Source organism: Fischerella major NIES-592, assembly GCF_001904645.1.
GTDB classification, from domain to species: domain Bacteria; phylum Cyanobacteriota; class Cyanobacteriia; order Cyanobacteriales; family Nostocaceae; genus Fischerella; species Fischerella thermalis.
Genome location: NZ_MRCA01000003.1, coordinates 336,141 through 352,193 on the forward strand (window position 1 = coordinate 336,141; position 16,053 = coordinate 352,193).

Annotated in this window: 18 protein-coding genes; all 18 read right to left on the minus strand. The window is 48.4% G+C overall.

What is annotated here, in order from left to right:
• Positions 1-59: 59 nt before the first annotated feature.
• A complete protein-coding gene (locus tag NIES592_RS26240) occupies positions 60-428 on the minus strand; it encodes a double zinc ribbon domain-containing protein (RefSeq protein WP_371915098.1) in 369 nt (122 codons plus the stop codon).
• Positions 429-466: 38 nt separating this feature from the next.
• Positions 467-1,228 (minus strand): PRC-barrel domain-containing protein, encoded by a 762-nt coding sequence (locus NIES592_RS08800; protein WP_016870258.1) that lies wholly within the window; start codon positions 1,226-1,228, stop codon positions 467-469.
• A 26-nt stretch (positions 1,229-1,254) separates the two neighbouring features.
• Complete coding sequence (locus tag NIES592_RS25035) at positions 1,255-1,416, minus strand: hypothetical protein (RefSeq protein WP_178379508.1); 162 nt, start codon at positions 1,414-1,416, stop codon at positions 1,255-1,257.
• A 14-nt stretch (positions 1,417-1,430) separates the two neighbouring features.
• Positions 1,431-1,979 carry a phosphate-starvation-inducible PsiE family protein gene (locus NIES592_RS08805; RefSeq protein WP_062245815.1) on the minus strand — a complete coding sequence of 183 codons (549 nt, stop codon included), beginning with the start codon at positions 1,977-1,979 and terminating at the stop codon, positions 1,431-1,433.
• Between the two features lie 22 nt (positions 1,980-2,001).
• Positions 2,002-2,238, minus strand: coding sequence for a DUF2905 family protein (locus tag NIES592_RS08810; RefSeq protein ID WP_009756720.1), 237 nt, complete (start codon positions 2,236-2,238; stop codon positions 2,002-2,004).
• 8 nt (positions 2,239-2,246) lie between these two features.
• On the minus strand, positions 2,247-2,645 hold the full coding sequence (locus NIES592_RS08815; RefSeq protein ID WP_073555518.1) for a hypothetical protein: 399 nt from the start codon (positions 2,643-2,645) through the stop codon (positions 2,247-2,249).
• Between the two features lie 38 nt (positions 2,646-2,683).
• Positions 2,684-5,308, minus strand: coding sequence for an ATP-dependent chaperone ClpB (gene clpB / locus NIES592_RS08820; protein ID WP_073555519.1), 2,625 nt, complete (start codon positions 5,306-5,308; stop codon positions 2,684-2,686).
• Between the two features lie 49 nt (positions 5,309-5,357).
• The gene (locus tag NIES592_RS08825) at positions 5,358-5,654 is read right to left on the minus strand and encodes a hypothetical protein (RefSeq protein ID WP_062245809.1); all 297 of its coding nucleotides are present in this window, start codon (positions 5,652-5,654) and stop codon (positions 5,358-5,360) included.
• A gap of 50 nt (positions 5,655-5,704) precedes the next feature.
• Entirely contained in the window at positions 5,705-6,022 is a 318-nt protein-coding gene (locus tag NIES592_RS08830; protein WP_073555520.1) for a chaperone modulator CbpM, read from the minus strand.
• Positions 6,019-6,210: a hypothetical protein gene (locus NIES592_RS24460; protein ID WP_016870265.1), complete on the minus strand. Its 192-nt coding sequence runs from the start codon at positions 6,208-6,210 to the stop codon at positions 6,019-6,021. The genes NIES592_RS08830 and NIES592_RS24460 overlap by 4 nt, the downstream gene beginning before the upstream one ends.
• A gap of 121 nt (positions 6,211-6,331) precedes the next feature.
• On the minus strand, positions 6,332-7,477 hold the full coding sequence (locus NIES592_RS08840) for an ABC transporter permease (RefSeq protein WP_073555522.1): 1,146 nt from the start codon (positions 7,475-7,477) through the stop codon (positions 6,332-6,334).
• 34 nt (positions 7,478-7,511) lie between these two features.
• Positions 7,512-8,657, minus strand: a complete 1,146-nt coding sequence (locus NIES592_RS08845) for an ABC transporter permease (RefSeq protein WP_073555523.1) — start codon at positions 8,655-8,657, stop codon at positions 7,512-7,514.
• Positions 8,658-8,662: 5 nt separating this feature from the next.
• Positions 8,663-10,654 (minus strand): ATP-binding cassette domain-containing protein, encoded by a 1,992-nt coding sequence (locus NIES592_RS08850; RefSeq protein WP_073555524.1) that lies wholly within the window; start codon positions 10,652-10,654, stop codon positions 8,663-8,665.
• 11 nt (positions 10,655-10,665) lie between these two features.
• Positions 10,666-11,964: an HlyD family secretion protein gene (locus tag NIES592_RS08855; protein ID WP_073555525.1), complete on the minus strand. Its 1,299-nt coding sequence runs from the start codon at positions 11,962-11,964 to the stop codon at positions 10,666-10,668.
• A gap of 159 nt (positions 11,965-12,123) precedes the next feature.
• Positions 12,124-12,255, minus strand: a complete 132-nt coding sequence (locus NIES592_RS25790; protein ID WP_256678090.1) for a hypothetical protein — start codon at positions 12,253-12,255, stop codon at positions 12,124-12,126.
• Complete coding sequence (locus tag NIES592_RS08860) at positions 12,252-13,247, minus strand: DnaJ C-terminal domain-containing protein (protein ID WP_062245798.1); 996 nt, start codon at positions 13,245-13,247, stop codon at positions 12,252-12,254. The genes NIES592_RS25790 and NIES592_RS08860 overlap by 4 nt, the downstream gene beginning before the upstream one ends.
• 60 nt (positions 13,248-13,307) lie before the next feature.
• Complete coding sequence (locus tag NIES592_RS08865) at positions 13,308-14,078, minus strand: ChaB family protein (RefSeq protein ID WP_016872100.1); 771 nt, start codon at positions 14,076-14,078, stop codon at positions 13,308-13,310.
• A gap of 105 nt (positions 14,079-14,183) precedes the next feature.
• Entirely contained in the window at positions 14,184-16,052 is a 1,869-nt protein-coding gene (gene dnaK, locus NIES592_RS08870; protein WP_073555526.1) for a molecular chaperone DnaK, read from the minus strand.
• Position 16,053: the final 1 nt, after the last annotated feature.

Sequence of the window (16,053 nt, forward strand, 5' to 3'; positions counted from 1 at the left end):
CTCCGGGTCTAGAAACGATTGCTATGCCAAGGTTTTAGCGATTTTGACTCTTCTGTTTATCAGGCTGTCCACTTGAGTGACACAACTAACTCCCCACAGTGAGTGCAACTCGTCTGCAACTGCATACCGCACAGATAACAAAAATTAGCCCTAACTTGACTCCAGAGAGCGTCAGCCGCCGTCTCAGGAGTCCAGCACCGGGGACAAAAATTGGGGTCATCGTGCCAAAACGGGAAACTGCGATCGCGCTTATTTAACCCACTGGCTCGTAGACATTGCTCCTCAAAGGAACGGTCACACACTTCGCCCAAACGGTGAAAGAACATCGCTGTGGACAAAGAATGTTTTAATTTTCCCTTATTCAGTTCCGTCGTCGCCCTACGACGCAGCCCGAAAATATTCCGCCGCGTTCGATAGAGTGATTTGATTCTGCATTCCGGTGAGCCTGCTGCGGATAATACTTACTTCAAGATGAATGAGTTAATCGCTTCCAAGCCGAATCGATCGCTTGTTTCATCCGTTTTCCAGTATAGCTGAGGCTATGCTGGAAGTCCTCCCATTTATCTTGCAAAAATTCACTGGCTTCTTCTAAGGCATTTTTGTCATGTCGTCCCGATTGACCTAGTTCATCCCGTACTTCTTTGATTTTGACGCGGACAACTTCGGGTTTATCCTGGGGTGAAAGGAGTTTTGCCAAGCGATCGCCCATTTTCTTCACCAGATTCTTCACCTGTTGCGATTTCTCACTCAGAAACCCTTTCAGTCCTTCGGATTCACTCTTGAGCCGATTTTTAGCATCCTCTTTGATAACGACAACCTCTGCATCAATCGCTTCTACGTCCTCAGGAAATAAAACTGCCCGACCACCAAAGGGTGCTGCAATCTCACCGCCTAAAATGTAAGCCGCAATATCCCCCGTTTCCCAATCAAAGAGAAAATCTTCTACCCAACCCAAGGGAGTACTCAACGAGGGCGTGCGGATAGCCATCTGATGGAGACGGCGTAGGGATGGCGGTGGCGTAAACGCTAATTCTGAGTAGGTCAGTAAGGCATCAGGGCCGATCATAGCCACTTGCTCAAAGGGCGTATAGCCTGCATCGCTAGCAAAGTAGACGACTCGACCACTATCATCGACCCAAACTTCTTCCACGCTGCCATAGCGGGTGGCCGTGCTACTATCCATTGCCATTAAACCAACAATTTGACTCCGACGAATGACGTTAAACATCTTTAATTCCTCCTCAAAATCCATAATCAGGTTAACAACAGGGCAAATAATCCGCACAGGGCAAAACCAGGAGAAAAGCCCAGTTTGGCAACAGCCACTTCAACGTCTGTAGTGATCGCCAGCCAGATAAAGGGGAAAATAAGTAAGAAAAGTAAAAATAGTAACAGTGTAACCGGAAGATAGATCATCTCAATTAGGTTCACTAAAAGGGATATTGCTCGATAGATGGCGGACGACGGCGCAATTGAAAGTGCTGATTGTCGGATAGATCTTGAGTGCTTGGTTGCGAGAGATGTTCATTTCTTGTAGTTGCAATTGCCTCAAATCGCTGAAACATCCAGACTCGCAAATATAATAATCCACCTAAAACTACTAAAAAAGCACAGACTCCTAATAGGCGATCAATAGGAATATCCACTACTCCCTGTAAAATCACTTCCCGCAATGCCGACACTAGGGAAACTTCCACGGCTGCTCCAATGGAAATCCGCTGTTCTTGGAGGTAGATAATTAACAGGCGAAAGATTTCTACCAGGATAAGAACAAACAAAATATCAGACGTGATGGCTTGAAAGTTAATCGGTTGCAACAGGGAAAGAAACATTTCACCCAACCGAATCAACATGACGCAAAACAAACCAATACATAGAGATACCACAATAAAATTCTGGAAAAATTCCAGATTATGCACGATGGTGTCTCTTTCAAACCATAATTTCCAGCGTTGGTTCGGCGAGTCTGGATATTTCATAGCCGTAGGAAGGTGCGAAAAATTAGCGACTGGTCATAAATTTTCCTAGCCAGAGGAAAGCACTTAAGCCAAGGCTCAAGAGAAGGCCAGTGGTCAAGGGGAAGTAGAAGGTAAAATGCTCATTTTGCACCAAAATATCTCCTGGTAAACGACCAAGGGGGATGTGTTTCAATGTTCCACCACTGAGCCAGAGCAAACCTCCTAGCAACAGGATGCCAGCACCAAGAAAGACTAGTGTTTTTCCAATTTCCGCAATCATAGTCGTACCTAGGAATCAGAAGACTTGGGTTGGGTTAGAGCATTCCACGCGGCTTTGGCTGCTTCGGTCAGGCGATCGCCCAAACGTTGAATTTCGTCGTTGATAGACTGCCAATTTTTCTGAGCTTCTTGCTGGATTAGTTGCACTGATTGTTCTAGGCGATCAGGATCAATCAATTTTGTTTCTTCAATTGTTTCTCTAGCACGCCGCACAGCCGTTAGATAGGCTTCGCGAGTCAGGTCTTGTGCGGTATGAATTTCAGACTGGGCGCGTTTTTTGATGGCTTCGATCAGCGCCTTGGTTTCTTGCTTGATGTCTGCATTTTGCCCTGCCATTTCTTGTTCAACCAGAGCATCAGTTTCTGGACTAATTGTGATGGGAGCGGATGATTCAAAGTTGTTTGTCATGGTCGGGTTCCTCCTGTGTTTGTACCGGCTTGAGTATGCTAGGAAGTACTAACGAGTTCAGAAGATAAACGCTTAAAGACTAGTCGCTCATTTTCTACACCAACGTAAATGGTGTCGCCTTCGTGGAATTCTCCGCGTAAAATTGCCTTGGCAATGGGTGTTTCCAGTTCTCTTTGAATGGCTCGTTTTAGGGGACGTGCACCATACACTGGATCGTAGCCAACCTGAGCCAACCAATCGAGGGCTTCGTCAGAAAGTTTCAGCGCTAGTTTGCGTTCAACCAGTCGCTGTTCTAATCGCTGAACTTGCAGTTTCACAATTTCGCGCAACTGTTCAGGTCGCAAAGTGTGGAAGATAATGATTTCGTCAATCCGGTTGAGAAATTCTGGACGGAAATTCCCTCGCATTGCTTCCATAACGCGATCGCGCATTTCTTCGTATTTACTATCATCACCTGCCACATCCAAAATGTATTGCGAGCCGATATTGCTGGTCATGATAATGACTGTATTTTTGAAATCAACTGTCCGTCCTTGGGCATCGGTCAGGCGACCATCATCTAGAATTTGCAGCATGACGTTAAACACATCCGGATGCGCCTTTTCGATTTCATCAAAAAGAATCACCGCGTAGGGACGACGGCGAATCGCTTCGGTTAGCTGTCCACCTTCGTCATACCCCACATAGCCCGGAGGCGCACCAATCAACCGAGAAACCGTATGTTTTTCCATATACTCGGACATATCGATCCGTACCATCGCCTCTTCTGTATCAAACAAATAGGCTGCTAGAGCCTTAGCCAACTCTGTTTTACCCACCCCAGTTGGACCCAAGAAGATAAAGCTAGCAATCGGGCGATTGGGATCGGCAAGCCCAGCACGGGAACGCTGAATGGCATCCGCAACCGCTGTGACGGCTTCATCTTGCCCAACCACGCGCTTGTGTAATTCCTCTTCTAAATGTAGGAGTTTTTGCATTTCGGATTCCACCAATTTACTCACCGGAATGCCCGTCCATTTGGAAATAATTTCGGCAATATCCGCTTCAGTGACTTCTTCCCGCAGCATAGATTTGCCGCTAGTTTGAGTTTCTGCTAAACGGGCTTCGGCAGTTTCTAGCTGTCGCTGTAAATCGGTGAGCTTACCATATTTTAATTCTGCGGCTCGGTTGAGATCGTAATCTCGTTCCGCCTGTTGAATTTCAATATTAACGCGATCGATTTCTTCTTTGAGTTTTTGAATTTGATCGATGATTTGTTTTTCTGCTTGCCATTGGGCGTTCAGCGCAGATTGTTGTTCCTTGAGATCTGATAGTTCTTTTTCCAATCGTTCCAAGCGCTCCTTAGAAGCACTATCGGTTTCCTTTTGCAAGGACAAACGCTCCATTTCTAACTGTAAAATTTTGCGATCAATTTCGTCCAGTTCCTCTGGCTTCGAGGTAATTTCCATCTTTAGCTTGGCAGCCGCTTCATCGACCAAATCAATCGCTTTATCGGGCAAAAAGCGATCGCTAATATAGCGAGTAGACAATACAGCTGCTGCTACCAGGGCGTTATCAGAAATTTTCACACCGTGGTGTAATTCATAGCGCTCTTTCAGTCCCCGCAGAATGGAAATGGTGTCTGCAATACTGGGTTGATCGACATAGACTTGCTGGAAACGACGCTCTAAGGCTGCATCTTTTTCAATGTATTTACGATATTCATCCAAGGTAGTAGCACCAATGCAGCGCAGTTCCCCCCGCGCCAGTAGAGGCTTGAGCAAATTCCCCGCATCCATTGCCCCCTGGGTGGCTCCAGCTCCCACTACAGTGTGAATTTCGTCGATAAACAGAATGATGTGTCCCTGAGCTTCTTGTACTTCCTTCAGTACGGCTTTCAGTCGTTCTTCAAACTCTCCTCGGTACTTCGCTCCGGCAATTAAAGCGCCCATATCCAGAGCAATTAATGTGCGATCGCGCAACGATTCCGGTACATCGCCACTGACAATGCGTTGGGCGAGTCCTTCCACAATCGCTGTTTTACCCACACCCGGTTCACCAATCAGCACAGGATTATTCTTGGTGCGGCGAGACAGGATTTGAATCGTGCGACGAATTTCATCATCCCGTCCAATCACCGGATCGAGTTTTCCTTCCCGTGCCAATTTGGTTAAATCCCGTCCATATTTTTCCAGGGATTCATACTTGCCTTCCGGATTTTGATCGGTCACTTTTTGACTGCCTCGAATTTGTTCAATCGTGGTGCGGAGTTTCTGTTCGTTTAGTCCCAATTCTTGAAATAACGTTTTACCAAAGCGATCGTCCTTGGCAAACGCCAGCACTAAATGCTCAATGGAAATATATTCATCGCCAAAGTTTTTTCGGTATTGCTCAGCCCGATCAAGTAAAGTATCTAAACTGCGCCCCAAGTATACAGAACTGCTACTGCCACCCGATACTTTGGGCTGACGGTTGATGAAGTCATGGGTGCGATCGCGCAGGATCTGCACATTCACTCCTGCTTTGTTAAAAATAGAACTAGCTAGTCCTTCCTGTTCCAGAAGACTCCGCATTAAATGTTCACTTTCAATTTGCTGATGTTGAAATTGTTTGGCGATTTCTGGAGTGCGGACAATCGCTTCCCAAGCTTTTTCAGTAAATTGGTTGGGGTTAGTCGGTTGCATGTTTGAATCCTCCAAACGGCGATAGCATCATCCCTACAAGCATTATTTCCTAGCTTTCCATAGCAACCTCGCTTGATTGTTGCAATCCCTGCAAATATTGCTGACCCTCCGCTGTGATTTTGCCGCGAATGAAGTGAATTGGTTCAGGTAAAATCGCAAAGGCGGCGTAGGCTCCTGGAGTAAATTCTCCGGTAATAAATCCCTTTTCATGCAGATAATCCAGGTGAAACACCAGGTCATATTCATCTCCGAATAAATGGGCAATATCTTTTTCTTCAAAGCCTGCTTCACCCTGTTCAGCAGCGATTTCCAATACTTGTTGAACAATGTTGCGATTGAGTTGCATGGTTCACTTCCTTGATTGATGTCAGTATCCTGTTGTTTCAAGTCAGCACGTTAATTCCTGGTTCTCAACTCTGTTTGATAAGCACGCAGTTGTGCCTTGAGTTGGGCAATCTCCGCTGCCATATCCAGCACCATCGCAGCCCCTACTAAATTCAGTCCCAAATCGCGGCGCAAGCGCTGAATCTGCACCACGCGGACGAGATCCTGGCGGCGCAGCATCATGCCTGTAGGTTCAACTAGACCCAGGGTGACAAACTGCTCAATGAGTGACACTGAGGTTTGGGTAAAGTAAGCGGCTTGCTCAAAGCTGTAGAGGCGATCGCCCCCATTAGACCAAACCACTCGTGAAAGTCCCATGCTAGTGGTCATAGATGCACCTCCGCGATCGCACCTCGAGGATTAAAACTGCTGACCTGCTGCAATTTTTCATAGCATTCTCTTTCCTGCACACTCAGTTCTTTCGGGATGACAACTTTCAGCCGCACCAACAAATCCGTCTGGTTGCCTTTGGGATCACACCAGCCTTTGCCGCTTCCAGGCGAATTGGGATTTCTCAAACTAAATTATTCTCTTCAAATCTGTAGAAAAAATGAGGGAGTAGTCTGCTTGCCCAGCAATGCTTGCACCAATAATGAGGATATCTGCTGAATCGTTTATCATCGTTACACAAAAATAGCCTTAAACTAATTGACGGCGGAATTGCCAACTGCTGGTTGTGAGTAAGACCGCTGCAAAAAACATTAAGACCAGAGCATTACTCCATAACACTTCCAAGCCTACCCCACGTAATAAAATTCCGCGCACTATTTGGATGTAGTGATAGAGCGGGTTGATGTGGCTGAGAGTCCGAAAAAATGCAGGCATACTTTCAGTAGCAGACAATGCGCCCGAAAGCATGACTAATGGCGAGTTAATAAAAAATGAAGTGAGAATTGTTTGTCGTTTATTGCTGGAAATTGTCGCTAAGAGCATTCCAATGCTGACGCCAATTAAGATATAGATGCTGGAAAGCAACATAAACAGCAATATACTACCCCGGAAGGGTACGTGAAAAATGTAACGGGCGATCGCCAATGCTAGCAACACATCTGCCAACAACAATGCAAATAGAGGAATCACCTTTGCCAGCAAGATTTCTAGGGCATTTGCAGGAGTCATCAACACTTGCTCCAGAGTCCCTTCGTCCTTTTCTCGGACTGCTTCCACCGCTGATGCTAAGGAACTTACGAGGGTTAATACTGTTCCCATGACTCCTGGAACGAAAAACCAGCTGCTTTCCAATCCAGGATTGTAGCGAAAGATGACGTGTGGCTCGATGGTAAGGGCAATTGGAACAGGGGCAATCCGACGGTTATAATTGCTAATAATTTGTGACACATAGCCATTGGCAACCCCAGCGGTGTAGGCATTGACTCCATCAATAAAGACCTGAACATCAGCAGATTGGTTGCGTCTGAGGGTTGTGTTAAAGTCAGGAGGAATTATAATTCCAACATCAATTTCGCCTTGACGAACTTGCTCGATCAAAGTAGTGTGATCGCCCGCTTGCGTGTGAATTTCAAACACCTGATTTGCGGTAAAGGCAGCAATTAATTCCCGGCTTTCGGGCACATGAGCATAGTCTAAAACTCCGAGCTGAAGATGGTTAACTTCGGGACTGACTGCAAAGCCAAAAATCAGGAGTTGTAAAATCGGCGAAACGGTGAGTAGAAAAATGAGCTGCTTATTTCGTCGAATTTGGGCGATTTCCTTGCGAATCAAGGCAATTAGTCGAACATTAAAAAAGCGAAAAAACTGTTGTACCTGAAAAACTGGATGTTTCATAGTCCTCCATTCTTTGATGGATTGATAGAATGGATTAGTCAGACAGTTGCATTTGACGAATGCCCCACCAGGTGATTGCAAATTCCACCCCAGCTAGTAGCAACAATACTACAGGCACAAACCAGATGCCTGCCCAACCTGTGCCACGGACAAAGGCATCACGCACCAGCTCCAGGTAGTAACGAGCAGGCACAACATAAGAAATGAGGGAAAGGGGGAAAGGAATATTGCTGAGCGGAAAGATGAATCCAGACAGCAGTAGTGCCGTCATGAATTTCACTGTTGCGACTCCTTGAACAGCGGCACTTTGTGTTTGGGTTCGGGTGCCAATCAAAATGCCAAGCTGAATGCTGGAGAAAATAAAAATTGGTGTACCGACTAGTAACGGGGTAGGATCGCCCGCGAACCGAAGTCCCCAAATTATTGCCCCTATGGTCATGATGAAGACCGCTTCTGCGATGCCTACAAGCAAGTAGGCAAGGCTCTTGCCCAGCAGTAGTTCAGTTGCCGTGAGACTGGACGCATAAACCTGAAGAATGTTGCCTTGTTCCTGTTCCCGCGACATTGCGATCGCCGCCAACAGAGGTGGATAAATTGCCAGGACAATGGCAAAGGCTCCTGGCACAATGTACAGTGACTCTCGCCGTCCAGGATTAAACCAGAGGCGCGTATGAGGTACAATTCCTGTTTGTTGAGGTAATAAGCCCTGCGTTTCCAGGAAAAATCGATTGGTTGCCAGCAGGCTATTTTTGATGACCCGTGCATTCGCCACATCCGTTCCATCAATAATTACCTGAAGCTGTCCTGTTCGCCCTGCTTTCACATCATTGGCAAACCCAGGTGGAATAATGACTGCTGCTCTGGCACTGCCGCGATCAACGGGGTCGAGACGATTTGGGTGTCCTGAATCCCTTAGAAAAGGGGCACAAAGAGGTTCAACCGTTGCCCAAGGAACCGCAACAAATTGGTTGGTGGCAAAAATTCGCTCAATGTAGCTGCGACTCTGAGGGGTATTGTCCAGATCGCGCACAGTCAGCGGAATGTTTTTGATTTCCAGCCGAATAGCAAACCCGTAAATTAATAGGGTAATGAGCGGCAAGAAAAATGCCAGCGCCACCGTGAGGCGATCGCGTCGAAATTGCACTAGTTCTTTTACACATTGATTCCAGACGCGTCTCATGGCTGTTATCCTCTTTTCTTCTTTGCCCGCTGCACAATGCTAATAAAGGCATCTTCGAGAGAGAATGGAATCGTTCGCCAAGACAACACGGTGATGTTTATGGATTGTAGCCAAGACAGCACCTTTGCCAGATCGAAATCAGCATCGTTGAATACAACATGCAGGCAATCGCCAAATAACGACACTCGCCACGGTTCCAGCACCTGCTTTAATCCATCGGCAGCCCTCTGAGCATCTGAAACTTGCAGTTCGATCAGTTGCCCTGGTTGCTCCGCCTTAATTTGGCTTGGTGACCCCTGCGCGACCATTTCTCCTGCCACCATAAACCCGATGCGATGGCAGTGTTCCGCTTCTTCCAGGTAGTGCGTGGTGACTAGCACAGCCGTTCCTGCCCTGGCAAAAGCTTCGATAAAACGCCAAAACTGTCGTCGTGCCAGTGGATCGACTCCCGATGTCGGTTCATCCAAAAACAGAATTTCGGGTTCGTGCAGCACGGATGCACCAAAGGCAACCCGCTGTTTCCAGCCCCCTGGTAATTTTTTGGTTAATAGGGTTTCTCGCCCCAACAGCCCACAGATTTCTAACACCCATTGAATGCGATCGCGCTGCAATGAACGTGGCACCCCATAGACCCCACAGTAGAATTCTAGATTCTCTTGAATGGTGAGGTCATTGTACAGCGTAAATTTTTGGCTCATGTATCCCAATCGCTGCCGCAGTTCCTGGCGACGCAATTGTCCTGTTTGCCCAGCCAGAGTGACCGTTCCCTGAGTGGGTGCAAGCAAGCCACACAACATTTTAATGGTGGTAGTTTTTCCTGCTCCGTTTGCCCCTAACAAACCATAGATTTCGCCATAGCGAACTTGTAAATTAACACCATTGACCGCATGAAACGTGCCGAAGATTTTGTGGAGGTTGGTCACTCCAATGGCAATGGGTGCCTCTGGTTGAAATAAAGATGCAGAACGATGAGGCTGAGACGGACGTGGAAAAGGAATAAACGGCGGGTCTGATCCTTGCTGCCGCAGCCGTGTCACAAACACATTTTCCAGCGTCGGTTCACTCACCTGGATTTCTGCCGATTGCTGGGCCTTGGTCAATAAGTGAGAAACTTGAGCCACGATCGCTTCCGCGTTGGATTCAGCTTTGGGAACTAGCACATCCAGGCGATCGCCAAAGGTTTGCACGTCCTCAATCGTTTGTTCTCCCTGCCTGACAGCATTCCATAGGATTGTTTCGCAGGCTTTTAGGTCTGTCGCTCGCACTTCCAAGCGGGCTAATCCTAACCCCGATCGCAACTCGGCGGGTGTCCCCATCTTTTGAATTTGTCCGTCATACATGAGAGCTACCCGATGGCAGCGTTCTGCTTCATCCAGATAGGGCGTTGCCACCACCATTGTTACCCCTTCCTGAGACAAGGCCGCCAGCACATCCCAAAACTCACGCCGCGATACGGGGTCAACTCCGGTTGTCGGTTCATCCAGCAATAACACATCAGGTTGAGCAATCAAGGCGCAGCATAATGCTAGCTTTTGCTTCATGCCGCCCGATAGTTGTCCTGCGAGGCGATCGCTAAAGCGTTCTAGCTCCATCAACCGCAAATACTTGACCCGTCGTTGGGCAAAGTGATCGGGGTTAACATTGCGTAACCCTGCCATATAGCGGAGATTTTCATCAATACTCAAATCGAGGTAAAGGGAAAACTGTTGGGTCAGATATCCAGTTCTGAGCCGCATCTGACGGGGCGATCGCCCCAAAATTTGCACTGTTCCCTCTGTGGCTTGCATCACGCCTGCCAGGATGTGAAAGGTTGTAGTTTTACCTGCGCCATCGGGGCCAATCAACCCAAAAATCTCTCCAGGCTGTACCTCAAAACTGATGCCATTAACAGCAGTAACATGACCGTACCGCTTAGATAACCCTTGAACTTGGATTACGGGTTCAATGGTTGCACCTCGAAGCCGTTCAGCCGAATGCATCGCACTCGCCAATCGCATGAGTTTTGCTCCTAGTTTAATTGGATTTCAGCATCGGCAGGCATTCCCGGTTTGGCTAAACCATCGGGAGTCGCAATGCTGATTTTGACTCCAAACACTTGTTCAACTCGATCATTGCGGAAATAGATGTTTTCAGGGGTAAAGGAGGCTTCTGTGTCGATCGCAGCCACATGAGCAGCAAGCGGTTGCTCAGGAGCCGAATCTAAATAAACCCTAGCTGCTTGACCGACACGTATCCGTCCAATCTCGCCTTCTGGAATAAATCCACGCAAGTAAACTGTGTTTGGGTTAATCACGGTTAACAGAGTTTTCCCACTACTAACTACGGTACCCGGTTCCACACTCCGTGCTGTGACAATCCCATCAATGGGGCTGGTAATCGTCAGATCATTGACCTGCGCTAAAATCCGCTGACGTTCGGCGGCAACTTGCCGGACGGTAGCTTGGGCAGCCGCCCATTGCGATCGCGCGATCGTCAATTGCTCTTGCAATCCTTGCAGGCGGGTTTGGCGAATATTAGGATTGAGGCGAGTCGTTTGTACCGATGTGAGATCCCCCTTAGCTGCATTGACTTGTCGTCGAGCCGTCTCCACGGCAGCTTGCTGTGCCCGCAAGGTGGCTTGAGCTGTTTCTAATGCCGTTTGTGCCTGGTCAAGTTGTTGCTGGCTGTAGACTCCTTCCTGGTGCAATTTCATCGCGCGATCGCGTTCGATCTGCGCCAGGTTTAACGCAGACTCGGCTTGTTCCTGTTGTGCTTGAGCTTGCTGCCACTGTGCTTGGGCAGCAGCAAGTGCCGATCGCGCCTGCGTGATTCGGCCTTGGGTATCTTCTTGTGCCTGTTCCAGATTAAGCTGGGCTTCTTCAATCTGGCTTTGAATGACATTGATCTGCCCTTGTGCTTGGTTGACCTGCTGTTGAGCGGCTGCTAGTCGCGCTTCTGCTGCCTGGAGCTGTGCCTGAATTTCTGAGTCATCGAGTTTAGCAAGCACCTGTCCTATTCGGACGCGATCGCCCTCGCGCACCGTTACAATCATGACCCGTCCAGGTACTTTAGTACCAATATCCGTTTCATAGCCTTCAATTCGACCGCTTACTTCCAACACAGTTGAAGGGCTGGAAGAATGAAACCCAAAGTACCAAGCCGGAATAGCAGCTATCACAAGGGTTATTCCCGCAATCCCTAACCACCAAGGCAGCGATCGATGGGTAAGTTTTGCCTTTGGTAAAGCGACAGAATTTGCCTGCTCGGATGCTGACTGGTCTGCTGATGTATCTGAGGCTGGCTCGGTTGGAGAGAATATTTTGGTCATAATGCCTCGCGTGATCACAGGTTTGAATTAAGCGATCAAAAGCAGTTCAGATTAGAAATATCTTCTAAGTTGCGACTGGGTTGCTAATACTGAGTCAATATCGTGCGATCAAGTCGGATTCATTAGATAACGATTCTGCGAGTCATTAAGTTGCAATGCTCAATTTCTGGTCGTTTGGTTCAAATTCCTGAAATCAAAGGTTTGGGTAAAGTAAGCGGCTTGCTCAAAGCTGTAGAGGCGATCGCCCCCATTAGACCAAACCACCCGTGAAAGTCCCATGCTAGTGGTCATAGATGCACCTCCGCGATCGCACCTCGAGGATCAAAACTGCTGACCTGCTGCAACTTTTCATAGCATTCTCTTTCCTGCACACTCAGTTCTTTCGGGGTGACAATTTTCAGCCGCACTAGCAAATCCGTCCGGTTGCCTTTGGGATCGCGCCAGCCTTTACCGCGTAACCTCAAGGTTTGTCCAGAATCCACGCCAGGGGGGATGCTCATCGTTACCTTTCCGTCCGGCGTTGGAACTTTTATTTGGGCACCAAGTACAGCTTCTGCCGGACTAATCGGGATTTCACAAATTAAATTATTTCCTTCAAATCTGTAGAAAGAATGAGGCAGTAACTCGATAGTAAGATATAAATCTCCCCGCTGCTGGCTAAAGGGGCTGATCTGCCCTTTGCCCTTTACCCGAATCCGGCTGCCGGATTTTGCCCCGGCTGGAATGCGAACAGTAATTGTTTCATCCCCGATTTGCAACCGTTTTTGGGTGCCGTGAAAGGCTTCGGAAAGAGTGAGGGCGATCGCCGCTTCTGTATCTTGGGCAGGCATTTCCACAAAACGGCTGAAGGGATCGTCCCCAAAGTCCACGTATTCTCGGAATCCCTCTGGCCCCGTTGTTGTCCGATAGGTATATACCCGTCGCCCAGCACCACCGCCACGCCCGAAGCGTCCCAGCAGTTCGTTAATAAAGTCATCAAAACTGCTGTACTGTCCAAAATCCATTCCTTCAAAGCCAGCTCCACCCGGCGGGGGTGTACCCGCAGCGGCTTGCTTCCAATATTGCCCAAACTGGTCGTATTTCTGGCGCTTTTCTGGGTCAGACAGCACTTCGTGGGCTTCGTTGATCTCTTTGAAGCGAGCTTCTGCCTCTTGATCACCTGGATTTAGATCTGGATGATATTTGCGCGCCAGTTTCCGGTAGGCCTTTTTGATTTCTTCTGGTGTGGCGGTTTTACTCACTCCCAGGATTTCGTAATAGTCTTTGAAATCGGTTGTAGCCATCGGCAACTCCACGGCAGAAAAACTAGTGGTGTATCGGGCAGTGAGAGTCAATACCAAGCCTTAATTGGCTTTGCGTTTTGAAAAGATGCCCTTGTCATCGCGATCAAACAATTGCTTGATGCGCTCCCAGGCTTTCATCAGCGCATTGGCTTTCTCTGGAGATTCGTTGAGGGACTGATTATAGGTTTCCACAAAGGCTTGTTGCGCTTCTTCCGACAAATCTGCCTTCATTTCAGGTGAGAGTTGGTCACTGCCTGTCAATTTACCTTCGGGTTCATGGGGAATTTGCATATCTGTAGTGGCAACTTCCTCACCCCCGGCACTTTGTAGGAGCAAAAAGGTTTCACCCGATTTTTCTTCGGGAACTTCCACAACCAGCAAAAATTCACCCGCTTGCACCCGTGTTTGATAAATAGCAGCCTTTTCTTGAGGCATTCCTAATGACATCAGCACCGAACCAAGCCCCGCACCCAGCGCTCCATACAACGCACCGCTAGTTGCCCCTAGCAGAGCCGCTGCCAGCGGTCCGGCTGCCACCACTGCTCCCAAAAAGGGAATAAACAGCACACCTACCCCCGTCAGCAGGCTCAGGACAGATCCAAAGAGGGAACCATAGAGCGCACCGCTGGCCAAACCATCCAAGATCACGTCTTTTTTAGTCAAAAACCCAGTAATGCGGGCTTCCGATTGGAAGTTACGTCCAATGATGGAAATCCGCTCTTTGGGCACACCGCGATCGAGCAGGCGTTGGACAGCATCCTGTAGCTTTTTCTCATCTTTGAAGGTGGCGGAAACGCACTTTTCTGGGGTTTTGGCAAAGGCTGAAGTCATGGTTGCTGCTCCTTAATTCAATGTCTTCAAATTGGTGGTTGGGAATGTTTGGCTTGTAGTCAGCGCTTCAGCACTTACTACCAACCTGACGGCAAATCTCATCCATCACTTTTGGTCTATAAAGTCAGCGTCGATAACATCTTCACCGCCGTTGGTAGTGCTGCCACCTGTCTGCTGAGAATAGACCGCGCTGCCAACTTGCATCAGCGCCTGCTGAATGTCATTGGTGAGGGATTTCATGCGATCGTAGTTTTCTTGTTCAATTGCGGTTCGCAAGTCTTGAATCATGCCTTCCATACGAGTTTTGTCTGCGGCGGAGACTTTATCGCCCAAGTCTTTGAGTTGCTTCTCGGCTTGATAGGCAACGGAATCGGCATTGTTTTTGCTATCGATTTGTTCGCGGCGGCGGCGATCGGCTTCGGCGTTGCGTTCGGCTTCTTTCACCATTTTCTCGACTTCTGATTTATCGAGCGTAGAGGCACCTGTAATCGTGATCGACTGCTGCTTGCCAGTGGCTTTGTCTTTGGCAGAGACAGAGAGAATACCGTTCGCATCAATGTCAAAGGTGACTTCAATTTGCGGGATGCCACGCGGTGCAGGAGGAATACCGTCGAGTCGGAAGGTTCCCAGGCTCTTGTTGTCGGATGCCATTTCCCGTTCGCCTTGCAGAACATGGATTTCCACATTGGTTTGTCCATCGGCAGCAGTTGAAAACACCTCCGACTTTTTGACTGGAATGGTGGTGTTGCGAGGGATAATTTTGGTCATCACGCCACCCAGGGTTTCTACCCCTAAAGACAATGGTGTGACATCCAATAGCAACACGTCTTTGACATCACCTGCCAATACCCCCGCTTGGATGGCCGCACCTACAGCAACAACCTCGTCGGGGTTCACGCCCTGACAGGGTTCTTTTCCGGTCATTTGCCGCACTAATTGCTGCACTGCTGGAATGCGAGTCGAACCACCCACCAGCACAACTTCATCAATGTTGCTAGCAGTGAGTTTGGCATCACGTAATGCTTGATCAACGGGTTTGCGGCAGCGATCAAGCAGGTCACTGCACAATTGCTCAAACTGACCTCTGGTCAAGGTCACATCCAGGTGCTTCGGTCCGTCCTGGGTAGCTGTGATGAATGGTAAATTAATCTGCGTTTGAGTCGCTCCTGACAGTTCAATCTTGGCTTTTTCTGCTGCCTCTGTCAGCCGTTGCAAAGCCTGCTTGTCTTTGCGTAAATCAACGCCCTCATTGCGCTGAAATTCAGTGGCAAGCCAATCCACGATCTTTTTATCAAAGTCATCTCCACCCAAGTGGGTATCACCACTGGTGGATTTGACCTCGAACACGCCATCGCCCACTTCCAAAATGGAGACATCAAACGTACCGCCCCCCAGGTCAAACACCAGAATCGTTTCATTACTCTTCTTATCCAAACCATAGGCCAGTGCTGCCGCTGTTGGCTCGTTGATAATGCGTAACACTTCAATGCCTGCAATCCGTCCGGCATCTTTGGTGGCTTGTCGTTGCGAGTCGTTGAAGTACGCTGGGACGGTAATCACGGCTTGGGTGACAGGTTCACCCAAATACTTGCTAGCATCATTGACCAGTTTACGCAGCACTTCAGCCGAGATTTCTTCTGGTGCGAATTGCTTTTTCAAAATTGGGCAGTCAAGTTTGACATTGCCATTACTGTCTCGTAATACCTTGTAGGAAACTTGTTTGGCTTCCTCGGTGACTTCATCATACTTGCGTCCAATGAATCGTTTAACTGAGTAAAAAGTATTGTCGGGGTTCATCACTGCCTGCCGTCGGGCAATTTGTCCAACGAGCTTGTCGCCCGTTTTGGTGAATGCTACAACCGATGGCGTGGTTCGACTGCCCTCAGCATTAGCAATGACAACGGGTTGTCCTGCTTCCATGACTGCCACGCAGGAGTTTGTTGTTCCTAAATCGATGCCAACGACTTTTGCCATC